Source organism: Pseudoalteromonas sp. BSi20495, assembly GCF_000241185.1.
Taxonomy (GTDB): domain Bacteria; phylum Pseudomonadota; class Gammaproteobacteria; order Enterobacterales; family Alteromonadaceae; genus Pseudoalteromonas; species Pseudoalteromonas fuliginea.
On record NZ_BADY01000017.1, the window covers coordinates 43,170 to 69,022 of the forward strand.

17 protein-coding genes are annotated in these 25,853 nt (G+C 39.5%); 1 reads left to right on the plus strand and 16 read right to left on the minus strand.

Going from position 1 to position 25,853, the window contains the following annotated elements; translation table 11 throughout:
* Positions 1-63: 63 nt before the first annotated feature.
* The 6 genes from P20495_RS17395 to glk form a co-directional block, all read right to left on the minus strand.
* Complete coding sequence (locus tag P20495_RS17395) at positions 64-1,188, minus strand: sterol desaturase family protein (RefSeq protein ID WP_008134053.1); 1,125 nt, start codon at positions 1,186-1,188, stop codon at positions 64-66.
* A 205-nt stretch (positions 1,189-1,393) separates the two neighbouring features.
* A complete protein-coding gene (gene gap, locus P20495_RS17390; RefSeq protein ID WP_007375359.1) occupies positions 1,394-2,398 on the minus strand; it encodes a type I glyceraldehyde-3-phosphate dehydrogenase in 1,005 nt (334 codons plus the stop codon).
* 9 nt (positions 2,399-2,407) lie between these two features.
* Entirely contained in the window at positions 2,408-3,028 is a 621-nt protein-coding gene (eda, locus tag P20495_RS17385) for a bifunctional 4-hydroxy-2-oxoglutarate aldolase/2-dehydro-3-deoxy-phosphogluconate aldolase (protein ID WP_008134055.1), read from the minus strand.
* Positions 3,029-3,061: 33 nt separating this feature from the next.
* Positions 3,062-4,912, minus strand: a complete 1,851-nt coding sequence (edd, locus tag P20495_RS17380; RefSeq protein ID WP_008134057.1) for a phosphogluconate dehydratase — start codon at positions 4,910-4,912, stop codon at positions 3,062-3,064.
* Positions 4,913-5,247: 335 nt separating this feature from the next.
* Positions 5,248-6,264: a LacI family DNA-binding transcriptional regulator gene (locus tag P20495_RS17375; protein ID WP_007375362.1), complete on the minus strand. Its 1,017-nt coding sequence runs from the start codon at positions 6,262-6,264 to the stop codon at positions 5,248-5,250.
* A gap of 35 nt (positions 6,265-6,299) precedes the next feature.
* Positions 6,300-7,292, minus strand: coding sequence for a glucokinase (gene glk / locus P20495_RS17370; RefSeq protein WP_008134059.1), 993 nt, complete (start codon positions 7,290-7,292; stop codon positions 6,300-6,302).
* Positions 7,293-7,584: 292 nt separating this feature from the next.
* Here glk and P20495_RS17365 point away from each other — a divergent pair, with 292 nt between their 5' ends.
* On the plus strand, positions 7,585-8,601 hold the full coding sequence (locus P20495_RS17365; RefSeq protein WP_007375364.1) for a LacI family DNA-binding transcriptional regulator: 1,017 nt from the start codon (positions 7,585-7,587) through the stop codon (positions 8,599-8,601).
* Between the two features lie 14 nt (positions 8,602-8,615).
* On the opposite strand, the gene P20495_RS17360 is transcribed toward P20495_RS17365, so the two are convergent.
* The 10 genes from P20495_RS17360 to P20495_RS17315 form a co-directional block, all read right to left on the minus strand.
* Positions 8,616-8,849: a DUF6429 family protein gene (locus P20495_RS17360; protein WP_008134061.1), complete on the minus strand. Its 234-nt coding sequence runs from the start codon at positions 8,847-8,849 to the stop codon at positions 8,616-8,618.
* Between the two features lie 235 nt (positions 8,850-9,084).
* Positions 9,085-9,912, minus strand: coding sequence for a LytTR family DNA-binding domain-containing protein (locus tag P20495_RS17355; RefSeq protein WP_008134062.1), 828 nt, complete (start codon positions 9,910-9,912; stop codon positions 9,085-9,087).
* Positions 9,887-10,969: a sensor histidine kinase gene (locus P20495_RS17350; RefSeq protein ID WP_007375367.1), complete on the minus strand. Its 1,083-nt coding sequence runs from the start codon at positions 10,967-10,969 to the stop codon at positions 9,887-9,889. The genes P20495_RS17355 and P20495_RS17350 overlap by 26 nt, the downstream gene beginning before the upstream one ends.
* 45 nt (positions 10,970-11,014) lie before the next feature.
* On the minus strand, positions 11,015-13,567 hold the full coding sequence (locus tag P20495_RS17345) for a glycoside hydrolase family 3 protein (RefSeq protein WP_008134063.1): 2,553 nt from the start codon (positions 13,565-13,567) through the stop codon (positions 11,015-11,017).
* Between the two features lie 381 nt (positions 13,568-13,948).
* Positions 13,949-14,722 (minus strand): family 16 glycosylhydrolase, encoded by a 774-nt coding sequence (locus P20495_RS17340; protein ID WP_007375369.1) that lies wholly within the window; start codon positions 14,720-14,722, stop codon positions 13,949-13,951.
* 104 nt (positions 14,723-14,826) lie between these two features.
* A complete protein-coding gene (locus P20495_RS17335) occupies positions 14,827-17,511 on the minus strand; it encodes a TonB-dependent receptor (RefSeq protein WP_008134064.1) in 2,685 nt (894 codons plus the stop codon).
* A 682-nt stretch (positions 17,512-18,193) separates the two neighbouring features.
* Entirely contained in the window at positions 18,194-20,602 is a 2,409-nt protein-coding gene (locus tag P20495_RS17330) for a glycoside hydrolase family 15 protein (RefSeq protein WP_008134065.1), read from the minus strand.
* A 10-nt stretch (positions 20,603-20,612) separates the two neighbouring features.
* A complete protein-coding gene (locus P20495_RS17325) occupies positions 20,613-22,109 on the minus strand; it encodes an MFS transporter (protein ID WP_007375372.1) in 1,497 nt (498 codons plus the stop codon).
* Positions 22,102-23,961 (minus strand): alpha-amylase family protein, encoded by a 1,860-nt coding sequence (locus P20495_RS17320; protein ID WP_008134067.1) that lies wholly within the window; start codon positions 23,959-23,961, stop codon positions 22,102-22,104. Before P20495_RS17320 ends, P20495_RS17325 begins: the two co-directional genes overlap by 8 nt.
* Positions 23,962-24,050: 89 nt before the next feature.
* The gene (locus P20495_RS17315; protein WP_374700021.1) at positions 24,051-25,850 is read right to left on the minus strand and encodes a glycoside hydrolase family 13 protein; all 1,800 of its coding nucleotides are present in this window, start codon (positions 25,848-25,850) and stop codon (positions 24,051-24,053) included.
* Positions 25,851-25,853 lie beyond the last annotated feature (3 nt).

Genomic DNA, 25,853 nt, shown 5'->3' on the forward strand with positions numbered 1-25,853 from the left:
ATAAGCGAGCAAAATGTAACACCTTGCTCGCTTTTAATTTATGTTTATTCGGATTTTCCGAACTTATTTAGTGCGCTTAAACGGGTAAATCTGTTGCTTAAGCATACCTACGGGCATGTAATCCCCGACTACACCATACGCTTGTGGCCACTCTTTTTGGCCTTTAACAGCAGTACCAAACGCGTAATCTAAAAACGAAAAATGTGCAGCGTAATTTCGGTCAATCGCGGCTTTATCTGACGCATGATGCCAATGGTGAAATTGCGGTGTAACCATAAAATACTTTAGCCAGCCAAATTTCACACGTACATTTGCATGGTTAAACACAGCCTGTAAACCCACAATTATTACGTACAAACTAATTATTTGCTGTGAAAAACCAAGTACAAATATAGGCGTGAGCACTAAGCTGCGCGTTACGAGTATTTCAAGAATATGCTGGCGAGAGCCCGCTAACCAATCCATTTCTTTAGCACTGTGATGTACGCCATGAAAGCGCCATAATAAAGGGACTTCGTGATAGGCACGATGCACCCAATACTGCATTAAATCTGCCACAAGTATTATTAAAAACAACTGCACTACAAAGGGTGTTTGCTCTATATAGCCTTGTACTGTAGATGATACAGCCCAGCCAAAGCCATAATGCACAAAGTGGTTAGTAACGAGTAATACAAAACCAATAATTAAATGATTTACAAAAAAGTGGTTTAAATCGCCTCGCCATTCGCTACGTAATATTTTTTGATCTTTACGATGAGGTAATAACTTTTCAATCACAATAAATATAAGTGTTGAGCCGAGTAAATCTAAAATAAACCAATCAAGCCCTATATAAGGTGTGTCGGTAGCAAATTCGTTTACTTCAACGTTTGGTCCGCCAAACATGATAGCGAGTAAAATAAAAAACCACGCTGTAGCCCCTAAACGCTTATTGGTATTACGCACAAAGTTAAGTAATCCTAGACTACCCGAGACCAATAATGATGCAAACATAAGCTGACGTAAAAAGTCGACGCTGTAGCTTTTTCTCAGCTCTGGTGTGGTTAAGTATTCAGGGAAGTGAAACGCTAATACGCCTAAGCAACTCAGTATTGCTAAAAAGCAGGCTATGTAGCCACTTATGTTGCCCTCACCTATCTGAAGATGATTTGTGCGAAATACTTTTCGCGATAAAGCTCTGATCATTTTTATTATTCCTTGCGTCGTTGAGTTGATTAAATACAACGAAATTCCATTGATTTACACACCCACATATTAACAAAATTTAGGGTATAAAAAATACAAATAGTTCCCTGCTAATTTTGAATTGCAAATATACAGATAAACCAAACGCAAAAAAGCCACGCAATGCGTGGCTTGGTTGGATAAAGCTAAACTTTTACAAGGTCAATTATAAGTACTGACCTAATGCTTTAACTTGGTCTAACATGCGGTTTGAGAAACCCCACTCGTTGTCGTACCAAGCCATTACTTTAACTAGTTTGCCATTGGCTTTAGTTTGCGTTGCATCAAAGATAGACGACGCTGGGTTATGGTTAAAGTCGATAGAAACAAGCGGAAGCTCGTTATATTCTAAAATACTCTTCATTGAACCCGTTGATGCTTCTTTCATGATTGCATTGATTTCTTCTGTAGTCGTATCACGCTTAGTGATAAACGTAAAATCAACTAAAGAAACATTGATTGTAGGTACACGTACCGACATACCGTCTAATTTACCAGCAAGTTCTGGTAATACTAAACCAACAGCTGCCGCAGCACCTGTTTTAGTTGGGATCATAGATTGAGTTGCACTACGCGCACGGTATAAATCTGGGTGGTAAACGTCAGATAAGTTTTGATCGTTGGTGTAAGCGTGAATAGTTGTCATGCTACCTTGTTCAATACCTACAGTGTCGTTAATTGCCTTTGCAATTGGCGCTAAACAGTTAGTAGTACAAGAAGCGTTAGAAATGATATTGCTATCAGCATTAATTACGTCGCTGTTTACACCATGTACTACTGTTGCATCTAAACCAGTACCTGGAGCAGATACGATTACTTTTTTAGCGCCTGCAGTAATGTGCTTAGCAGCGTCATCACGTTTAGTGAAAAAACCAGTACATTCTAAAACGATATCTACGTTTAGCTCTTTCCACGGTAAGTTTGCAGGATCACGCTCTTGCGTTAACGTAATTACGTCATCACCAATTAGCATAGTGTTGTTTTCAAGTGTTACTTTTTTAGAAAAAATACCATGAACTGAGTCATACTGCGTTAAATGTGCATTTACGTTAGCTGGTGCTAAATCGTTAATTGCGACAATTTTAATTTCGTTGTTTTGAGCTGACTCGTAAAGTGCACGTAATACATTGCGACCGATACGGCCATAACCGTTAATTGCTACATTAATCATTTTAGACTCCTATTTAAGTTCACTTGCTTGGCGAGCAAGCGCTTCAATTGCTTGCCAGTCTTTATTTTCAATTAGTTGTTTATCTAGCATCCAAGTACCACCAACACAAATAACGTTGTTAAGCGCTAAATAATTAGGTGCAGTTGCTAGGCTAATGCCGCCAGTTGGGCAAAAAGTAATATGTGGTAATGGGCCACCGATTGATTTAAGCATTGCTGTTCCGCCCGCGGCTTCTGCAGGGAAGAATTTTAAAAACTTAAAACCATGCGACGCAAGCTGCATAACTTCACTCGCCGTTGCAGCGCCTGGTAAAAATGGTATATCTGACTCTTTTGCTAAAGCAATCAGCTCATCGCTAACACCTGGGCTCACCATAAAATCAGCACCCGCAGCCACTGAAAGATCAAAGCTTGCTTTATCTACAACTGTTCCAGTGCCAACATATGCTTCTGGTACTTCCGCTTTCATTATCTTTACAGCTTCTGCGGCAATTGGTGTACGTAGTGTAATTTCTAAGGCTTTTAAACCGCCGTTATATAACGCTCTAGCAAGTGGTGCAGCATCTTCTAATTTTTCGATTACAACCACTGGCACCACTGGTGCCGATGCTAAGATTTTTTCAATACTCATTACTTGTTCCTCATTACCCAGTATGGCTAATTTTTATTCAAGTCCAAAAGCACTCGCCCCTAAATCGGCACTGCTTACGATATTTCTAAACCCTGTAAATAATTCACGACCCGTACCAAATGTTGCACTTGGTTGGCTAAGTTCTAGTTCACGTTTTGCAAGTTCTTCATCGCTAACATGTACTTTCAAAATTCCGTTTGGCGCATCAAGCGTCACTAAGTCACCTTCTCGAATTTTAGCTATAATACCGCCCTCAACAGCCTCTGGCGCTAAGTGAATAGCTGCAGGTACTTTACCAGATGCACCCGACATACGGCCGTCAGTAACAATGGCGACTTTAAAGCCTTCATCTTGAAGCGTTGCCATTACTGGCGTTAGCTTATGTAGCTCTGGCATGCCTTTCGCTTTAGGGCCTTGCTCTTTTAGCACAGCAATAAAGTCTTGGTTTAATTCGCCACGCGTGTATGCATCTTGCAGAGCACTTTGTGAGCTAAATACTTTCGCAGGAGCAGTAACAATCTGATGTTCTTCAGCAACCGCTGACACTTTGATAACAGCTTTACCTAAGTTACCCGTTAGAAGTTGCAGACCACCTTGCTTACTAAATGGGTTGCTCACTGGGCGAAGTACTTCTTCATCGTGTGAGTTTGCTGGGCAATCTACCCATTTAACTTTAGTTGGGCCGGTTGAGTTACTCATGATCAAGCTATCGTCTTTATCTAAACGAGGCTCTGTCATGTAAGGTGCTAAACCATCGCCTAGCATTGTTTTAACGTCTGTGTGTAAGTAACCAGCGCTTGCTAGCTCTCGCATTAAGAAACCCATACCGCCAGCTGCTTGGAAGTGGTTTACATCAGCTGAGCCGTTAGGATAAATACGTGTAAGCAGTGGTACAACTTCTGATAAATCAGACATATCTTTCCACGTAACCTGAATGCCGGCAGCTTTTGCTATCGCAACAATATGGATTGCATGGTTAGTAGAGCCACCTGTAGAAAGCAGGCCCACTAAACCGTTTATAATCGTTTTTTCACTGATCACATCGGCTAAACACGGACTTTCTTTATCATCGGTAAGCTGCTTAAGCATGGTTTCTACAGCATTACCAGTAAGGCCATCGCGAAGCTCAGTGTAAGGATTAATAAACGAACTACCTGGAAGGTGCAAGCCCATTATTTCCATTAACATTTGGTTTGAATTGGCAGTACCGTAGAACGTACACGTACCTGCGCTGTGATAAGACGCACTTTCAGCCTCAAGTAAGTCTTCGCGACTGACTAAACCTTGTGCAAATTTTTGACGAATACGTGCTTTTTCTTTGTTAGGAATACCTGATTGCATTGGACCTGCTGGTAAAAAGAACACAGGTAAATGACCAAACGACAATGCACCAATTAATAAACCAGGAACAATTTTGTCACAAACGCCTAAACAAAAAACGCCATCAAACACATCGTGCGAAAGCGATATTGCTGTAGACATAGCGATTACGTCACGAGAAAATAACGAAAGCTCCATGCCGTCACGCCCTTGCGTAACACCATCACACATTGCAGGAACGCCACCAGCAACTTGAGCTGTAGCATCGTATTTTGTTGCAATGTCTTTAATTAAATCTGGATAGTCTTTGTATGGCACATGAGCCGATAACATATCATTATATGAGTTAATAATAGCAAGATTTGGCTGCTCATCAGCCTTTAAGCGGGCTTTGTCATCACTGCTACATGCAGCCATAACATGCGCAATATTACCGCAACCTAATCCAGCACGAACTCTTGTTTGTTTTTTTGCGTGCGAAATACGATCTAAATAGGCTTGACGGGTATTTTTACTGCGTTCGACAACGCGCTGGGTAACTTCTTGAATACGAGGGTGCAACATAATTTAACTCATCTCTATTAGTTAGAGGATAAAGGCTCAGTAGCAATTACAGACTCCACGTAAATAACTGTACTGAGCATCTTTGATTTACCCGTTCAAAGGTACGCTACCAGGGAGCCTCTCACAACAACCCTGACACCGGTGTCACTGTATTAACGCATGACCATGACACCGGTGTCAACCCTGAGTAATAAAAATAGACTAACTTTTTAACATGACCGATTAATGAACATTATAATTTTTAGGTATAAGCGGCTTTTTAGCAAGTTTATAAAAATAAAAAAGACCCAAATATGCGTCACTCATATTCGGGCTACTGTGAAAAAGAATTTAGACTATTTTTTAACTTGAGCTGTTGATTCACGTGTGATCAAACGAGATTCAAGAATTACCTGAAATGGCTCATCTTGAGGCTGTGCTATATGAGAAATAAGTTGAGTAACAGCCTGCTTAGTCATTTCCTCAACAGGTTGTGCAATTGTTGTTAATCCTGGCCAAATATGGCGTGCAATCGGTGCATTATCAAACCCTGCTATTGAAATATCATCAGGCACTCTTAATTGACGCTGAGTTGCTAATTTAAGTACTGCTGCAGCCATGTAATCGTTTGAAGCAAATACAGCGGTTGGCCTTGGTGACAAATCTAAAATACTACGTGCGCTATCCACACCAGAGTGATAACTAAAGTTACCCTCCTCTACTAGGCGTTCGTTAAATTCTATACCATGGCTGGCAAGCGAACGTCTATAACCTTTAAATCGTTGTTGCGTAGCACTATGATCTGGATGCCCCTTGATAAAAGCAATTGACTTATGACCAAGGCTTATCAAATGTTCTGTTACTTCAAATGCACCTTGCTCATCATTACTGCGCACAGAGATTGAATCATCTTCTAATATTGCTGATGCCACTCTGGCATAAGGAATTTTTTTTGATTTTAAAAAATTAACCAACTCAGCAAAATCACCAAATGGTGGCGTCAGAACAATTCCATCTAACCGTGATGTTTGTAATAATTGCTCAATATTGTTGATAAGAGCTTCACCTCTAAATTCACAAGGGTGAATTAAAAGGTTGTAATTATTCTCTTGGCAAGCAGCTAGCGCACCTGTTTGCACTCGCGTAATGTAACTTTTACTTGGGTTATCGTAGAGGCAACCAATGATAAAACTGCGATTTTGAGCAAGCCCACGTGCTATTGGGTTTGGGGTATAATCAAGCTCTTTGAATACTGCAAGCACCTTTTCACGCGTAGCCACACTAACATTAGGTTCGTTATTTAAAACGCGTGATACCGTTTTTTTAGAAACACCAGCATGGCTTGCTACGCTGTTGATTGTTACTTTTTTCATCACTCTATTTTCCAAATGCAAACAAGGAAACGACCTTATTTACTGTTGTGCAAACATGCTGCGGCACCAATTAACGGGATGTTATCTTGCGTTACAAGCGTTACGGGAATTTGCCCTGTATATTGCGACATAATACCCTTTTGCGAAAAACGTTCAACAAAACGACTTTCAAGTAAGCGAGATTGCATGCGAGGCAAAATACCACCACCAATAAACAAACCACCTAATGCGCCATAAGCCAATGCTAAATCACCTGCCACGCTGCCTATCCAATCACAAAATTGATTGAGAGTTGCATCGCACACTTCACACTCACCACTATTAGCTAAGCTACTAATTTGCGCCGCATCAAGGTTTTTTGCAGTAACACCTTTAACTGCAGCCATTGCTTTGTATAAATGTGTAATGCCTGGACCAGAGAATACGGTTTCTAAAGATACATGCTGATGCTCTTTTCTGAGTTCTGTAATTAGTGCGGTATCTAATTCGTTAACCGCCGCAAGCGATATATGGCCACCTTCAGAACTTAATACTGACGTAGAGTGAGCTGTTCTTACTAAACACGCAGCACCAAAGCCAGTACCGGGGCCCATTACACCAATATTTGCATTTTCATCAGCTTGTCCTGATTTCACAGTCACATTTTGCAGAGGATCTAAATAAGGCGACGCATACGCAAAAGCAGCAAAATCGTTAATAACATCTAATTTTTCTAAATTAAAATGTTGTTTAAATTCGTTAACACTAAAATGCCAGCCTAAATTAGTTAAATGCACTTGCCCTGCTTTTATAGGGCCTGCAACTGCTAAACATGCGCGTTTAGGTTTAATATGTGAGATGGTTGATAAGTAACGCTCTAATGCATTTTCAAGCGAACCAAAATCAGCACTGGGAAATGTGTTGTTATGCTCTATAATAAATTGGTTTTTTGCCTCGTCAAAAGCTGTAATTAGAGCAAAACGAGCATTGGTGCCGCCGACATCAGCAACTAGGATAGGATCAAATTTGGTAGAAGCGTGTAAGCTCATGGTGTTATCTCTTTTGTTTAAGCGATTAATGCTTATTATTCTACAACGGTAAACCATTGGTATTTATTTACTTTAGGCTATCACCCTAAAGCAGCTATCACAGTAAAAATGCTGCCTATAAGAATATAGACAGCCAATACGTTTTGACAACAAAATGATAAAACGCCCACATTATGACACCGGTGTCATGGTCAAATCAATAAATAAATCCCTTTAACCATAAAAAGCTTGAAAAAATCCATTAATAAACGAGAATGGCACAATTATTTATTACTTTAATTAAGTTGTAACAATGAAAGGTAAAGCTACTTCATTCGACATTGCCCACTATGCTGGAGTGTCTCAATCAACCGTTTCTCGTGCTTTACGTAATAGCCCTCTGGTTAATGAAGAAACACGCAAACGTGTTCACGATGTAGCCAAACAACTTAACTACAAAGTAGATAAAAATGCCAGTAATCTTCGCACGCAACAAAGTAGTACACTCGCGTTGTTATTATTTGAAGACCCAACCTCAGATGACTCACAAATTAATCCATTTTTTTTGGCTATGCTAGGTAGCATAACTCGCGCGTGCGCTAAAGAAGGCTATGACTTATTAGTTTCATTTCAATCTGCTAGTGCTGATTGGCAAGCTGACTACGAAGATAGCCACAGAGCTGATGGCATCATTTTATTAGGTTATGGTGATTACATCGACTTTCAACCAAAGTTTAAAAGTCTACTTGAACAAAATACTAAATTTGTATGTTGGGGAGCAACGGTTGATAACCGCCCTGATCTAACCGTATGCTGTGATAACTATGGTGGAGGTAAGCAAGCTGCAGCCCATTTTATTGCACATAATCGTAGCGATTGTGCGTTTATAGGTGATGCTTCAGATCATAGTCCAGAATTTTTTGCACGCTTTCAAGGCTTCAAAGATGAGCTACTTGCTAATAAAGTAACAATAAACGAAAGAAAGATGGCCAACGCTATATCTACAGAAGAATCTGGATATCACGCCACCCGCTCCCTTATTGCTAATAATATAAAGTTTAACGCCTTATTCGCTGCAAGCGATTTAATCGCCATTGGCGCAATACGAGCGCTTAAAGAAGCAAATATCAAGGTACCTAAAGACGTAGCTGTTGTCGGCTTTGATAACATTGCTATTGCGAGCTATGTAAACCCACCACTTACGACCATAGAGCAAAATACGACGGTTGCAGGACAAATGCTAGTTGAAAATTTATTAAAACTCATACGCGGGGAAGAAGTGCAAAGCACTTTATTACCGCCGCTGTTAATTGCCAGAGGCTCAAGTTAATTTAATTGTAAACTTTAGGGCTCATTTTTTACAAATAACTTATTAAATAACATTTCACATTGTTTAAGCCCATCAACCGTTAATACGATAGATTTAGCTTTACCAATAGGGTTACAGATTAAACCTTTTTCAAACAACCGGTTGGTTACTTCCCAATCAACTTGCTTCCAAGCTCGATTGTGCTCATGTAATGTGAGATACATCAACGCTAATGCAGCTTCATCTATTTTATTTTCATCAATATTCATTACTAACTCCCAATCATTAGGACTCTTGAATTCAAGCTTTAAATTATTTACGTATTCATTAAACCCTTTATAGCGAGGCTTTATTCATTAAACCCTTTCATTTTTATAACCAGGACGTGCAGTTCTGCTTTTTCATCACTTCGTCTATCTGCTACTGGTTTAGTTTCATTCTTGAACCAGAGAATGAAGAAGATAAAATAATTGAGCAATATAATTGCCACTGAAACCATTATTTCTAATTCAAACTCTGTGATAATAAGTAACCAGAGTTTTTAAGTAATCGACTTTTTAGTTCTTTGCTGTAAGTACGGCTTACTTTCATAGATTTATCATTTTTTAAAATAGCGTTGTACTCACTATTTCGCAGAGGTTCTAAACGCTTTACATGCTTCAGATTTACGATAGCTGATTTATGTATGCGTACAAAATCAGCTGGGAGTGTATCTTTTTCGAGACTTTTCATTCGAGCGCGCATCACAAATGTTTCTTGTTGAGTATGTACACACATATAATCACCTGCTGCATCTATACATAAAATATCGTTGTAAGGTACAAGTTGTATAGGGTTTCGACCATCTTGTATAATTAAGTTATTAGCCTCAACTAACGTTTCAATTTTTGTTGAGTTGGTGAGTCTTGGTTGCTGCGCGTTTAAATAACTTTCGCGCATTTCAAGTAATTGCTGCTTGTTAACCACGCTACTTAAACGTTCACTTGCGCGCTCAATAGCTTCAGCTAAGCGCTGCAATTTAACCGGCTTGAGCAAATAATCTACCGCCTTAACTTCAAAAGCTTGCACTGCATGCTGATGAAAAGCTGTAACAAAAATAACAGCAGGGCAATAATTCCCAATAAAGTATTTAACTAACTCAAAGCCTGATTTTTCAGGCATTTCTATATCTAAAAAAATAAGGTTTGGTTGGGTTTTATTTATAATACTTACGGCGTCATCTACACTATTAGCATGGCCAATAACATCTATTTGAGGAAAGCTTTCAAGCCTTATCATCAACCCTTCTATAGCACTGTACTCATCATCAACTATCAGTGTTTTTAGCTGCATGCATATTCTCCTGTGTACGCTCAAGTGGAATTGCCATATTAACCCACGCTCCGCCCAGTTCGTTGTTACCTGTTTTAAATTTATTATTTTGAGGATAAATTAAGCTTAATCGTTGTTCACAATTTTTTAAGCCTATTCCTCTTTGAGAATTAGTATTTGTGTTAAAACCTTTGCCTGTATCTAAAACAGAAATAGACAACGTATTATTCTTTTGCTCTATTCTTAGCGTTATTGTTATGTTTTGAGCTTGATCCATTCCATGCTTTAAAGCGTTTTCAACTAAAGGCTGAATAAGCATAGAAGGAATTAAAAAGTCATCGCAGTGAGATTCGGTAATAATGTTTACATTCAGCTTATTACCAAAACGGCATTGCTCTATATCAAGATAGGTATTTAATATTTGTACTTCTTCGTGCACTGTTATTTTAGCAAGCGGATCGGTGTACAAACTATACCGTAATAAATCGCATAGTTTTTCAAGCATATCAACTGCATGCATATTATCTTTTTTTAGTATTAACGTACAAATTGCGTTAATGCTATTAAACATAAAATGAGGATTTAACTGATAACGCAGCATTTTAAGCTGTGCTTCGTTTGCTAAGTTAAGAGCAACAGCAGCTTTTTGTTTTTGCGCTTGGTTATCAAGGTAAGATGTAATACCAAAATAAGCCCCCGTCCATGTTGCTAACATAGTAAGTGACGCCGTACTCCAGGTGCCAAAGTCAAACCAACTCATCGCTGACCACCAATGGCCATAAAACCACTGCAAAGCAGCCCATTTAAAAGCGGTCCACACTATACTTGCAATCAACAGCGCTGAAACATGCAGTGGAATACTTATGTTTGCCGATTTTGTTCTTGCGAACAAATAACACTTCCTTAAACCAAGCGTTATGAAAAGCCCGCATAAGGTGTCGAGTAACAAATGCGGAATATGAATTTGCCAAGGCTCGTTACTAGGTAGCTTTATCATTATTTCAGTTAAAAGCGCATAAATCCCCCAACCACTCAACTGAAAAGCCCAAAATAAATAACGCCGAGATTCTAATTTCACATCTATCCTAATAAAATGAAAACAGGTATTAAACCCGATTAAAGTTTATAAATCATTACAGCCTATAATAAGGCTATTACTCTGTGTCGCTTTCACTAACGCAACATTCGCAATTGCTAAATTGAGTGGATGCTGAGCATTAATACTAAGTATTTCAGTGACTTCGTTCATCTTTGTTTGCGCTGCACTACATCCCAACTTTATAGCGACAGTTTGCCAGCCTTTATTTTTTAACTGGGTAAGTTGAGTCATTAGACTTATTTTAGTCAAACATACTTGTTCCCCACACATTGCGCGAAGCTCAACAACATCCGATTGCACATCATCAACGCGTATATCAAATTGTATGAACTGTTTATCAACGTCTTTAAACTCTGTCGTTGCTTGTTCAAAACGTAAACTCACTATGGCAATCTCTTGTGTATTATTCCAAACAAACTGTCTGCCATCTTCTTGATACGCTAAGTTAACCGATTGCATAGAAATACTTTTGCCGTCGGCGCTCATGGCTGATGAGCTTTTAGTCATCATGTTGGTTTGAGTTTGGTCTGATAACGCCCAGCGAACGTTAGGTGCTAAGTTTCTAACAAAAAATGAGGTGCCTTGGCTGTCACTTTCATTAGCTTTTGGACTGGTTTTTTCTGATAGTTTTTTTACACTTTTAGGTTCTTTATAACTAAGTCCATAACCATAAGCAAATAAAGGATCGTAGTTTTTATCGCCTTTATTGAGAATAAATTGGTCGTCAAATTTTGGCCACGAAAAACTTAATTTACCTGTAAAGTCGTATTTAACAGCATCGTTTTTATCTAAAAGTAAAACGTCAGCAACACCTTGCCCTTGTGAGCCCGGTAACCATGCGGCTACAAACGCATCCGACGCATTTATCTCTTTATTTACCCAAAGCGGACGACCGCTTATAAATACACTCACTACCGGAATGTTTTGTGCTTGCAGCGATTTTAATAAAACGAGATCTTTTTTATTATCTTGCTGATATTCAAGCCCTTGTATGTCGCCAAACCACTCGGCGTAAGGCTCTTCGCCAAACACGACTATTGCTATATCGGGTTTTTGCTTAAATTGTGCATTTTGCGATAATTCAATTTCACCACCAGCGGCAAGTACTTGTTCTTTTAAACCATCAAAAATAGACACTGCATTTGGAAAATCTGCATTGGTATTATCAGTTCCTTGCCATGATACACTCCAACCACCCGCTTGTTTGGCAATATTATGTGCGCCATTACCTGTCACTAATATTTTGCTACGCGGAGAAATTGGTAACACATTTTGATTATTTTTTAGTGTATTATTTTTCAATAATACTAAAGACTTTCTAACAGCCTCACGTGCCAAAGCTTTATGCTCTGGGGCATTTAACCAGTCTGTATTTTTAGATTCTGCACGACTCGATGGCTTATCCTTGGTAAATAATCCCCAACGCACTTTTGCGCGAAGAAAACGCCTAACCGCGTCATTTATTCGCTCAAGCTTTATATCGCCTTGCTTAACTTGCTTAACTGTATTGTGATAAAATGCCTCATAGTGTTCTGGCACCATCATTACATCGACACCGGCATTAAATGCACCGGCACATTGTTCAAGATCGCATCCTTTTACAAATTTATGCGCATTCCAATCACTTACAACAAATCCATCAAACCCCATTTTTTTCTTCAGTACAGTCGTTAATAAATATTTACTGCCGTGAACTCGTCTTGAATTCCAACTATTAAACGAGGCCATGACTGATTGCACACCCGCTTCAATCGCCGAAAAATAACCCGCCGCGTGAATATCTCTCAGTGTTTTTTCATCAATCACAGTATTACCTCTATCTATACCGTTTTCGGTGCCGCCATCACCCACAAAGTGTTTTGCCGTAGCAATACGATGATAACCATTTAAAAAATCGTCGTTTATATCACCTTGTAAACCTGACACCATAGCACTTGCGTAACGTTTAACTATATCAGGGTCTTCTGAATAACTTTCGTAAGTACGTCCCCACCTATCATCCCTTACTACAGCAACTGTGGGTGCAAAACTCCATTCAATACCGGTTACTGAAACTTCTTTTGCTGTTGCTTTGCCAATTTTTTTTATTAATTCTGCATCGTTAGCTGCACCTAAACCAATATTGTGAGGAAACAACGTTGCACCATATACATTACTATGACCATGCATAGCATCTGTGCCCCAAATGGTGGGTATTGTACTTTGGTCTTGCGAGCTATCAATTGAGGCTAAATACATTTCATCAGCAAAGCGTAACCACGTTTTTGAATCTGCGGTTTTATTGCCGTATGGTGCTGAATTACCGCCATTTAAATATGAGCCAAAGCCATACTTTCGCATTTTTTCAACGCTGAGATAGCTTATTTCTGGTTGAATTAATTGCGCTACTTTTTGCTCAATACTCATTGTCGCCATAAGCTCATCAATTTGGTGCTCAACCGATAGATTAGGCTTTAATTGCGTATTAACCATTGGCCAATCTACTGATTCTGTAGCCATTACGCTAACGCTTAAAGTACATACGCTTAACAAAGCAGGAAAAGTATTTCGCCAAAAACGACGATTAATAGTAAGCATTTAGGGATCCTTAGAGTTTTTATAACTTGATTTTTAATGCTGTTAGCCATTCGTGCTAACATTATTACGAAAAACGCTTCCTTGCGATTTTATGTAATTAACCTGAACCCTGGTTAAGAGATTTGCTAACATATTGAATCATGGTGATATTTAAATTTATTCTCTCTAACCAGCGATTTTCAGTGAAACAAGGCGAATTTACACGTCAATAGCTGGCCTACTGCAAGTAAATTTAACGCAGTTAGCGCTGAAAATAGCTGCTCAAGATAGGTTTATTATCCAGAGTTCAGGTTAATTAGCCGTAATAAAATAACGAACCACACAACGTTTAATGTAGTGATCAATTAAACAAAGTACTGTAGAACGACAAAGTGAGCTTAATTAGTTAGCCGTGTACTGAATGAAGTCATAGTATGCCCAAGCAGAGCTTTGATAATACTGACCTGGAAAATAATAAGCTTGCTCTGAGTTATCACCATGCCAGTGATTAATCATCAACTTGGTGTTATCAACCGGCCATGCATAAGCAGGAATTTCGTTATTTGTTAAATTGCCATCACCATTGTCTTTATACATAACGCGAATTGTTTGCTCTGTACCTTGGCTATTATAAATAAACCAGCGTATTTGATTTACACTCCACTCAAATCCTATTTCTACTAACTCATTTTGAATGTTTACTCCAAACTGTGCTAAATCAATATCTTCTTCCCAACTTTGATATACCCCGCCATTTGGCTGATAAATAATATTGGTATGAACAACATTGCCAAGTGAAGGTAAAAATTCAATATCAATTTCTTGCCAAGCCCGTCCTGGCTCATCAAACCATGAGGTATAGGTAAAAATAGATGATACAGTCCCTGGGGTATTCCCTGTTTTTAATGCTCCTTGTACTTTGCCATAGGTTATCGTATTTGTACTTTGTAGCTCAGCACATTTGTTGTTATCAACTACCAGTGTTATGCCATGTGAGCTTGGTGAGATTAGACCTGGTTCAAATGTACAGCCAAATGGGCTGCCATTATCGCCTGATCTGGGTGTCCATATTGATGAATCAAAACCCCATGTAAAATTATCTTTAAAACTATTAGCTAGTACATCAGGTACTAACAACGCACTTAGTAAAATGAATACGACTATTTTTTTATACATATTTAATGATCTCTATTAAGATTTAAATGCACGTCAAATACTGTAATTACACAACCGCTTAAAGCACAGGACGTACGTTTTAATACTATATTTAACACTATAGGTTAAAAGTTAAACCCTACTTTTGCACCATAGTACCTAGGCATACCAAAACTGCCTTTAGCAAAGCCTTTAGAGGTACTGTTCCAATGCTGAACAGTTTCGTCACTGGCGTTACTAATGAACGCTTCTGCAAACCATTTTTGGCTTTGCGGTTCATATTTTAAAGAGGCATTAAACATTGCAAAGCTATCACGGGAGTCATCTATATAACGCGTGGCTTCATCAGAGATGGCAAACTCCATATCATCGAGGTGTTTATCAACGTTCCAAACTGTTGAATATGATTTATCTTTCCAACTTACATTAAACCAGCTGTGTATAAACCCGTATTCACCAAAATCAAAACTATGCGTGTAACTTAAATTAGCGGTAAATTTAGGCGTCATCGCCAAGTCATTGCCTTTTAAATTAGTTTGTAACAAAGGATTTTCAGGATTGAGTGAGTCCTCATAAGAAATATCAAATAAATACTCAGCATCGTAATCCCACTTTGTAAACCAGTCGTCTGTTACTTGAGCCTCTGTCCAGGTTACATATCCCGTAATTCGACCATTTGGGTATGGCTTCCAATCAAATTCGAGCTCAATTCCTTTAATAGTAGAACCAGGTACATTTTGTGTGTAATACGCTATAACAGGCTGATTTATGTAATCTAATACAGGGTTTCCAGAGACATCCAAAATAGGCCTACCATCATTATCCTCGACAGCAGAAAGACGCTCAACGTTACCAATAGAACCAACAGATGCATACTGCATGTCTGTGTAATCTGTGTAGAAAAATGCAGCTTGTAGATTTAACGAGTTATCAAAAAAGCTCGATTTAGCGCCTATTTCCCATGTTAATACTTCTTCTGGATCAAATTGCGTTTCGAATCGATTTACTTCAGAGGTTCTATCGTTTACTACTTCAAACACATCGCCAATACCACCGGCTTTAAAGCCGCTTGCTAAATAAGTATAAAGCATTGTATCGGGGCTCAAGTCGTAATCTAAACCCACTCTAAAGTCATGGTGCGTCCAACTGCCTTTGTTGTCATTTTCAAAAAATGATGCGTAAATAGTAGGATCTTCAAAGTAATCTGCTGGCAAGTTATTTAAATCAGTACGATTAAACCAACCCGGCGCGCAGCCATCTGCATTTGAGCAACGATAAGAGCGCCCGCCTTTATCTTCTTTTGTTTCATCACTAAAGCGATATCCCAGTGTGGCGTGCAGTTTGGGGGTTATTTTATACGTAGCTTGTGCAAAAAATGCGAATGCATCGGTTGATCTATCAGGTTGGTCCCAAAATACTTTATCGTCCATTGGATTATCGTAATACCCGAGCGTTGTGGTTTTTTCGTGAAAATAGTTAACGCCCGCAATCCAAGTAAGGTCAGTCATATCTGATGATTGTAGTTGCAGCTCTGTAGAATAAGATTTAGCGCCAGTACCGTCTAAAAAATAAGTTGCACCATCCCAAACATCTAAACCCGCTTCGCTATCTTGCTTTGAGGAGCGCTCCATGTCTTCAAAGCCCACTAACCACACTAAATCAAGATCGTCTGTTAATGCATAATTAAGAGTGTTACGTAAATACGTTATATCTAATTTAAGTTCACCGGGTACATTCACAACCGCTTGATATGTATTATCTGAAGGTAAAAAGTTTGAACAATCGCCACCGTACTCTGTTGGGCGACCTCGTAATTTATCGCAGTTTACCAAATCAACATTATTACCACTGTCGTTAACATATTTTTGAAATACGGTATGGTTGGTGAAATTACCATCTAAAGGCGACCATAACGTACTTACTCTAAATGAATACTCATTAGCACTATTATAAAAATCTGATTTGTCAGCTTCTGTTAACGCGCGAACTTGCTGCGACTCTGGGTTGGTACCAGCTGCATCTATCCACCAATTCTCTCGTTGAGTAAGTGTACTGCCAATGTTTTGATATGAATCTTGTGAAATAACGTCTGTATTTAGTACTGCATCACTTAATCTGCGAGTATCGTATTGGTTAGGATCGTAATAACCTTCCAAATAAGAATCACGTTTTAACCCTTTAGCTGCAATACGGACCGCAAAATCGTCGCTAACTGAAAAGTTATAAAAACCTTCCGCACTGCGTGTATTATATTTGCCCGCTTCTAACGTTACACTACCATAATCATCAGTAAAATCAGGTTTTGCAGAAATAACATTAATGCTACCAACGGTCGAATTTCTGCCAAACAGCGTACCTTGTGGTCCACGTAGTGCTTCAATACGCTCAACATCGTACATTAACGCTAAAGCACCTTGCATTCTTGGTGAATAAATTCCATCTAAATGCACGCCAACAGCAGGGTCGCCAAGTTCAGTAATATTGGTAGAGCGCACGCCTCGCATAGATATAACTGGTGCTGATTGATCTGTTGCCGTTGATATATCAAGCCCAGGTACAAGATTTGCTATATCCCTTATATTATTAACACCACTTTGTTTTAATTGTGCCGATGTTAACGCTGTAATTGCGACGGGTGTTTCCATTAACCTTGTTTTACGCTTAGTCGCCGTTACCGATATAACTTCTAATGCAGTGTCATTTTTTTTAACCTCGTTACTATTGCTTTGATCTGCTAAAGACTCTTGAGCAATACTAGGCAACGAACAAGCAAGTGCGATTGCCAAAGTTATTGTGTTTATTTTTTGCACGGGTATCACCTTTCAATTTGTGTGGGTTGTCAGAGGCATGTAAAACAGCTTTATTTACTACCTGTTAACAGGTTACAAATTAGTTACACCCATTGACTACCCTAATACGGTAAAGCGAAGCACTGGCAATACAACCCGAGTAAATTACACGTAAATAAAAATTAAGTTGTCATATTTATCGTTATTAAATAACCTGAACTTTGGATAATAACTGCTTGAGATAAATAAGTTTAACTATCATTGTGGTTCAATATGTTCATAAATCTCTTAACCAGAATTCAGGTTAAATAGATATAAATTAACTAGAGCCTATTTATCTTTCAGGTTAAATTTACAGCAGTATGTCTGATTTTAGGCAAATTGGCGCTTATGGGTCGAGGTTATTCACCATAGGCGATGTAAGTCATTATATTAGCGCAGGAGCCGTTACCAGCTCCATTAGGTTACACTCCTTACGCCTCGGTTAAGCCGCATTTAGATAAAACACATTTAAATCCTGAAAGATCAACCAGCCACAATAAAAGTGTTCCGATTGAGGTGAACATACGCTTTATGGATAATCAGATTTGATGAACTAAAAGCAAGGAGGGCAGCTTAACAACTCTTGGGTCACAGATACTAAAAAGCCATGGTTTTAAACCATGGCTTTTAAATTCGCGGATTTAAAAATATGAAACAATTACTATTTTAGTGCTTTTTTAACAACTGGGTAGTGATCCCATACTTGTTTATCACTGAGTGAGCGTACCAGCTTAATGTATTCTGCGTGTGTCCAAGCTAGAGGTGTTGCTGAATTAGTTCCTTCGCCCAGTATATAACCTGCTTTGTTTACACCAACGCCGTCCCATACTTGCTCTGGTAACATCATGCCTTCATTGGCAAATTGCTCTAGCCCTTTAACGTAACTGTTTTTAATTTCAGCTTGTTTTACGTCATTGAATGTATTACTGGCATTGGCTGCTGCTATTTCATAATGACCACGTTCACCGGTGAAAAACGGCCATACACGTCCACGTTGGCCAGGTGTATTACTTCCATTTTCTGCGTAATTTGTACCGGTTACTTCATCTTCGCCATAGCCATCGTTGCCATAACGACGATAACCTGCAAATGAGCCACGACCATCGCTAAATTTAAAGCTGTATTTTACTTGTAGATTGTCAGCGAGTGTTTCGTCATCGTATTCTGGTAGCGTTTTTACAATGCTTGGTGCAAGTGCATCACGTACCCCATAGCGTACTAACTCTAAAAAGCCACCGTCTAAAATCTGTTTTTTATTAAAGCCTTCTCGCCCGTTGTTTGCGTTAATTTTAGTGTTTGAGTTTGCATCGGTATCTTGGCCTATACGGATAAAGTATTCACCATCGCTATTCTCGCCTTTTAAGTTACCCTCGGTGGTAAACATTTGCGATTCAATGTCGTTGCTGTATTTTTTAGCCGTAGCAAGGTAGCGCTGTGCGTTTTTATCATCGCCACTAAGCGCTGCTATATCACTGGCTGTAACAAGGCCTGCTACTACTGCGGCTGTAGTTGAAGGCGAATAACCGCTTTGCTCTTCCCAGCGCTCTTGTTGTGTTGCCGGTGGTGTAATTTGCGTGTCGTTCCACAAAATTTTAGCAAGGCCGCCCTCGACTAAAAAATCCGCCGCTGGTTTTAACATACGTGCGTACCAGTCTTTAAGCTCGGCATCACTAAGTACATTTGCTTGGTGTAATTTCCACGCAAGCATAATTGGCATCGCAGTTTGATCAAGCTGTACACCCACCCATTCTAGTTCGCCATCGACATGTGTTTTTTGTAAAAACCAGCCTGTATCGCCATTGTTACCTGGCGTTTTGCTATTAACTTGAACTTTTTCAAGGTATTCGAATGCTATTTTTGCTGTAGCTGTATCACCCAGTGCCATAAATGCCATAGCTACTTGGTAGAAATCTCGTACCCACACGGCTTTATAACCAGTTGAGCCTGTTTTAGCCGATACGGTTTCGCCCCACGGATTAGACAACGACGCAATAAGCGCACCTGCGTGCGTTTTGTCTTCTTGTGCTTTTAATACCATTGCGCTGGTATAAAGTAACTTACCGTTATCGGCCGTTTGCCCCGTCATTTTATTAATAGGTGTAAGGCTTTGTAGGTAATCTTGCCAACCAAATGCCGCACCTTTACCATTGTAGTTATCAAGTACACTTTGATAACCTTTTGCTAATGTTTGGGCGCCCTGCTCTGCACTTTGTTGCTCGTTATGTGCAAAGCTCAGTACTAAATCAAACGTGGTATTACTTTCAATATTGCCAAGCTCAGCAAGTAAACTGACATTACCTGACTGCTCACCAGTATTGCTATAGCTGGTATTTAATGATTGTGACTTTTTAAGCTCATCCAAACCATCGCTTACACCCGTAAAGCCAACCGTTTTTGCGCCAAATTCAGTATTTGCTTGCAATGTTAAGTAGTTGTCACCTTGCCAAGCAACTAAACCTTGCTCGGTAGTTTTTGCAAAATCATCAAGGCCGTTATTATCAATATATGGATTTACCACAACATAGGCTTTAACGTCTTTAAGGTCGGTATTAAACACGCTACGAACAAATAAACTTTGCCCATCAGGATCGGTAAAAACGTGTTTTTCAAGAGTGAATCTGCCTTGTTTATCTTTACTTACTATTTTATAAGCAAGTGATAACGGACGGCCTTGCTCGTCTTTGTATAGATAATCAATAGTGACATCAAGATCGTCTGCTTCGCTAACAGTAAAGTCTTTTCCTGTTACCACAAATTGCATATCTTTTATTTGTGCTTGATGAATAAGGCCAAACATAGTTTCGGTGATCATGCCTTTAGCAATTGAAAACCAGACTTTTGATACTACACCTGTTGGTGCATCACTTGTGTAATGACCATTTTGGTATTGCTCGTACGATGTGCCAATCCCTGTTTTACCTGCGTATGACCAAAACGGGTCGCTGCCCGGAGCACCAGGCGCAGTTGTTTTAGATGTTTGTACTGTTTGTGACTGATTCGTATTTTGAGCACCGCATGCAGTTAATCCAAGTGCTAATAATGAAATAGTAATTAGGTTATAGTTTTTCATTTTTTTACTCTTAATTAGAATTTTTAACGCGCATAACAGCAATGGCTGCTAATACAAATGACGCAGCACCAATTAACAAAGCGTAAATGGGCTGATTAGAAAACACATGACTCAAAATAAGCCCTAAAATACTGGCTGCAAGTAGCTGTGGAATAACAATAAAGAAGTTAAATATTCCCATATAAACACCCATTTTATTACTCGGTAATGAGTTACTTAGCATTGCATAAGGCAGTGACAATATTGAAGCCCACGCAAAACCAACACCAATCATAGGAATAAGCAGCATTTTGGGGTCTGTTATAAACATAAAGCTGGCAAGGCCTAATGCGCCTAGTAATAAGTTAAAACAATGCGCGCCTTTTAAGCCCATTTTTTTAACTAAGAATGGAATGCACATTGCGGCAATAGCAGCGAATCCATTGTAAGCCGCAAATAAAATACCGACCCAATCAGCGCCATCATTAAACGCTTTTGATGTTGTATCGCTACTCCCATAATGAAAGCTTGTTACTGCCGACGTGGTATAAATCCACATCGCAAATAAGGTAAACCAACTAAAAAATTGCACCCAAGCTAATTGCTTCATCGCAGTTGGCATTGTAAATACATCTTGCACTACTTGATAAAAGCCCCCTTGAGTGTGATTTTTAGCTTTTAATAAACCAGCTATCCACTGCACAATGCCAAAGGCAAGTAAGCCACCCGCTAATAAATAAAGTTCTTTTTCAAGCGCTAAGCCCATCACTAGGGCAAGTGTTGCAAGGCCTAATACAACAAATATAATGCCGCCTTTATTGTAGTTAATATCAGCAATTTCAGCCGTTACAACTGGCCCTTTTTGTGCCTCAAATTTAGCTAATTGCTCAGGTGTGTATTCTTTTGTTTTTGCAACAGTCCACAACACAGCAGCTAGTAAAACAACGCCACCCCAGTAAAATGAGTACTTAACTGAGTCTGGTATTTCACCAATAGCTGCCGTGTTACTCACATCAAACCAATTTGTCATCATCCATGGCAGTGCTGATGCCAAAACTGCACCTATTCCAATAAAAAAACTTTGTAACCCGTAACCGGTAGCGCGTTGTTTTTCTGGCAAGTTATCGCCTACAAGCGCTCTAAATGGTTCCATGGTTACGTTAATTGACGCATCCATAATCCACAACATACCAGCAGCAATCCACAATGTTGGCGAATGCGGCATAATAAACAATGCAATGGTTGTTAATATTGCACCCAAAAAGAAAAATGGACGACGACGACCAAAACGACACCACGTTTTATCACTCCAATAACCAATAATAGGTTGCACAATTAAACCGGTTAGCGGTGCTGCTACCCATAAAATAGGAATATCATCCACTTGTGCGCCAAGGGTTTGAAATATTCGGCTCACGTTACCGTTTTGCAGGGCAAAACCAAACTGTATGCCTAAAAAGCCAAAACACATGTTCCATATTTGCCAAAAGCTTAGAGTTGGCTTGTCGCTATTATTTTGATTATTCATTATTAGCCTTATTTGTTAATACTGCGCTGCTAAATGCATCAAGTGTAAGTGTGAAGGTTGCGCCTTGAGACCCTGATGTAATCTCGGTGCTATGCTGCTCAAGTAAGTCATGCAATTGAGTGTATTCGCTGAGTCCCGCTAATTGCACTTTTGATAAATTAACCGTAATTGTTTGAGATTGTTCGCTAAAGTTACTTAATACGTAAAGCATTTGTTGGCCAAGTTTGCGGGTAAAGCCTACAACTCGCTCACTTCCTGTAACGCTAAGCTCACTCATTTCACCGCCCACCACTGCAGGTAAACTATTAAGTGACAGAATGGCTTTATAGTAATCACGAAGTGCTACTTGCTCTTTTGTTAAATTAGCGCCGTCAAACTTACCGCTATTCATCCATGCTTGGTGCGCTGGCACGCCAATGTAATCAAAAATACTGGTGCGGGTTGGTAAGCCAAAGCCTGCGTTTTCTAAACCATCTTCTCCCACATCTTGGCCAAAATATAATAACGTGGGTGCGCGGCTCATTAAGTTTGAAACCACCATGGCCGGTTTACCCCAAGCAGCATTACCTGCAAAGTCGGGGCTTGCGATACGTTGTTCATCATGATTTTCTAAAAAGTGCAGCATGTGTGCTTCAATATCAGTAACTTGGCTTTGGGCAGCAAAAATAGCATTAGCAGCTTGCTTACCCTGCATAATGGCTTTTAATGTGTCGTAAAAGCCCACTTTATCGTAAAGGTAGTCCATTTTACCTTGGTGAATATACGCACGGTACATTAGCGGGTTATACACTTCGGCTAATAAAAAGGCGTCGCTTTTTTGCATTTTTATCGACGAATTTAAAAAACTCCAAAATTCTACAGGCACCATTTCGGCCATGTCGTATCTAAAGCCATCAACGCCTTTATCTAACCAAAATAGCGCTATGTCTCTAAATTTGTACCAGCTATTAGGGAGCTCTTTATCTTGCCAAAACTCGTAGTGAGCACGGTAATCCTTGTCTTTATAGTCGTTTGGCAGCTGAGCAAAATCGTAGCTGCCATCAGGCTTTACACCGTAATTCACTTTTACTGTTTCGTACCAATCGTTCATATCTGGTTTTGGAGATCGAGCACCATTACCTGTCCATTTGGCGGGTGTTTCATCAAAAAAACCATCAACAAGAGGATGAGCATTCCCGCCTAGCACTTTATACTCTGGCGATGTTGGCACCTGAAAAGACTGCTCTGGTACGTAGTAAAAATTATTGTTTTTATCGTACGCTTTAGTCGTGTCATCTTGCTCGCCAAAGTCTTTAACGCCTTTAGGCTTGCCTAGCGATTGATAATTACGGGCAACATGGTTAGGCACTATATCAATAACTACTTTCATGCCATGGCTGTGTGTACGCTCAATGAGCTGGCTAAACTCTCCCATACGGTTCGTCACATTAACGGCTAAGTCGGGGTTAACATCGTAGTAATCCTTAATTGCATACGGTGAACCTGCACGGCCCTTTACTACATCGGGGTCATCTTGTGAGATCCCATAGTCGGTATAATCGCCTACTAAGGCGTGGTGTAACACACCGGTATACCAAACGTGCGTTGTACCTAGCTCTTTAATGCCTTTTAGGGCTGCATCGTTAAAGTCGGCAAATTTACCTACACCATTTTGCTCTTTAGTGCCCCATGGCACATTGGCAGTTTCAGTATTACCAAACAAACGGGTAAATACTTGATATACAACCGGCTTGGTAAGCTCATTTTGCATGTGTGCGGGTGTTTGTTGTTGTTCAGGTTTGTTGTTTTCTGAACACCCTGTAGCAATAAGTGCACTACAAAGTACTGCGGGTACATAAACTGATTTTTTCATTGTGTGTCTTTTTTGTCAGTATTGTTATTAACTTTATACTAAAGATTACTGCAGCAACCATACAGTTGCTGCATACGTATTCAGGTAAACTATTGAGAGGTATTTATAATTAATACCGTTGCACTCATTGCCGGTAAAGCAACTGTATTACCCAACACCTGTGTTTTGTGGGTGAATAAGTTAAGTGCTTTGGTATTTTTTGGTATTACTTCCTGCATATACTCAATATTCTTAGTTAGCTCTTTTGTGTTTTTATTCATAAATACCAACACAGTTTGCTCGTCGCTAATACGCGCGTAACTATACACACCTTGTTGAGGCGTAAAGTGTACAAGCTTTCCTTTATCAAGTGCTGGGCTACTTTTTCTAAAGTTAAGCAAGGTGCTAATTGTTTTATGCATCTCTTTTTGCTGTTTTGTTAGCCCCTCGCCCGTAAAGGCGTTACGAGTTTGGCCTTTAAATCCACCTGGGAAGTCTATTCTAATATCACCATGGTCTTTACTTGGGGTGTTATCTAATAGCACTTCCGTACCGTAGTACATTTGGGCTATACCTCGTGTGGTTAAAAACAAGGTCATTGCCATTTTAGTTTTGGCTTCGTCTTGGCCAAGTTCAGTGTAAACGCGGCTCATATCGTGATTATCTGCAAATACCATAATGTTATTGGTATCAGGGTATAAAAAATCATTAGCTAACGATTCATATACTTTAACCCAACCGGTGTTCCAACTTTCATCTTCATTTAGCGCTTGAATTACCGACTCTTGCAACGAAAAGTCCATAACGCTTGGTAGGCTTGATGTATAGCCATCTTGGTTATGCTTACCACGTTGCCAGTAAGAGGCAATAGCAGGGTTAGAGGTCCACTCTTCTCCTACAATATTAAAATCCGGATACTCTTGCATAATTGCTTTTGTCCAATCGCTCAAAAATGCTTTATCTGAGTAAGAGTAAGTATCAACGCGAATACCACTTAAATCTGCGTATTCAATCCACCAAATCGCATTTTGAGTTAAATATTCGCTCAAGAGTGGTTGGCGCTGGTTTAAATCCGGCATGCTGGCTACAAACCAGCCATCGTTAAACTGGCGTTTATCGTAATCGCTTGCGTGTGGGTCTTGAATTGTTTGGCGGGCATGGCTTGTCGCATTTTTACCATTTTCAAATTCGCCATTAAAGTTGATCCAATCTTTGCTCGGTTTATCCTTCATCCATGTATGCTCAGCACCAAAGTGATTAAGCACCATATCCATTACAAGACCAATCCCCTGCCCTTTGGCCTTTACTGAGAGCAATTTATAAAGTGAATTAGAACCCATGCGTGGGTCTACTTTATAAAAATCAGTAATAGCATAACCGTGATAAGAGTAATCGGGCATGTTGTTTTCAAGCACTGGCGTTAACCATAACTGCGTTACACCTAAATCTTTTAAATATGGCAATGCATTAATAACACCTTGTATATCACCACCGTGTCGCCCTCCTTTAAATGTTGGATTTACTTCCTCCAACATACCGCTCACGGTGTCATTTTGTTTATCGCCATTTACAAAACGGTCAGGATTAATTAAATACACAGTATCTTTACTGCTAAAACCTTCTCGCACAGCACTATTTTTTGTTCTCTCAAGTAAAGAGAAAATGAAATTATTCTTACCATTGCTATTAAATTTTAATGTGCCTGCTTGGGCTGTATCGCTAATGGCTATATGTAAAAATACGTAATTAGGGTTTTCGGTGCGCGTAATATTGGCCAGCTCAACTCCTTGATAAGGTAAAAGCTTAAATTGGGTGTTTGCAATGTTTTGTTCATGCAACATTAGCGTAATTGTATTTTTTTTCATGCCCACCCACCAATTAGCTGGTTCAACGCTAAGAGCATAAGACATGCT

What these genes read in the sequence shown, in the direction of transcription:
- P20495_RS17395 (WP_008134053.1), bottom strand. Translation starts at nt 1,188, where the DNA reads ATGATCAGAGCTTTATCGCGAAAAGTATTTCGCACAAATCATCTTCAG.
- gap (WP_007375359.1), bottom strand. Translation starts at nt 2,398, where the DNA reads ATGATTAATGTAGCAATTAACGGTTATGGCCGTATCGGTCGCAATGTA.
- eda (WP_008134055.1), bottom strand. Translation starts at nt 3,028, where the DNA reads ATGAGTATTGAAAAAATCTTAGCATCGGCACCAGTGGTGCCAGTGGTT.
- edd (WP_008134057.1), bottom strand. Translation starts at nt 4,912, where the DNA reads ATGTTGCACCCTCGTATTCAAGAAGTTACCCAGCGCGTTGTCGAACGC.
- P20495_RS17375 (WP_007375362.1), bottom strand. Translation starts at nt 6,264, where the DNA reads ATGAAAAAAGTAACAATCAACAGCGTAGCAAGCCATGCTGGTGTTTCT.
- glk (WP_008134059.1), bottom strand. Translation starts at nt 7,292, where the DNA reads ATGAGCTTACACGCTTCTACCAAATTTGATCCTATCCTAGTTGCTGAT.
- P20495_RS17365 (WP_007375364.1), top strand. Translation starts at nt 7,585, where the DNA reads ATGAAAGGTAAAGCTACTTCATTCGACATTGCCCACTATGCTGGAGTG.
- P20495_RS17360 (WP_008134061.1), bottom strand. Translation starts at nt 8,849, where the DNA reads ATGAATATTGATGAAAATAAAATAGATGAAGCTGCATTAGCGTTGATG.
- P20495_RS17355 (WP_008134062.1), bottom strand. Translation starts at nt 9,912, where the DNA reads ATGCAGCTAAAAACACTGATAGTTGATGATGAGTACAGTGCTATAGAA.
- P20495_RS17345 (WP_008134063.1), bottom strand. Translation starts at nt 13,567, where the DNA reads ATGCTTACTATTAATCGTCGTTTTTGGCGAAATACTTTTCCTGCTTTG.
- P20495_RS17340 (WP_007375369.1), bottom strand. Translation starts at nt 14,722, where the DNA reads ATGTATAAAAAAATAGTCGTATTCATTTTACTAAGTGCGTTGTTAGTA.
- P20495_RS17330 (WP_008134065.1), bottom strand. Translation starts at nt 20,602, where the DNA reads ATGAAAAACTATAACCTAATTACTATTTCATTATTAGCACTTGGATTA.
- P20495_RS17325 (WP_007375372.1), bottom strand. Translation starts at nt 22,109, where the DNA reads ATGAATAATCAAAATAATAGCGACAAGCCAACTCTAAGCTTTTGGCAA.
- P20495_RS17320 (WP_008134067.1), bottom strand. Translation starts at nt 23,961, where the DNA reads ATGAAAAAATCAGTTTATGTACCCGCAGTACTTTGTAGTGCACTTATT.
- P20495_RS17315 (WP_374700021.1), bottom strand. Translation starts at nt 25,850, where the DNA reads ATGTCTTATGCTCTTAGCGTTGAACCAGCTAATTGGTGGGTGGGCATG.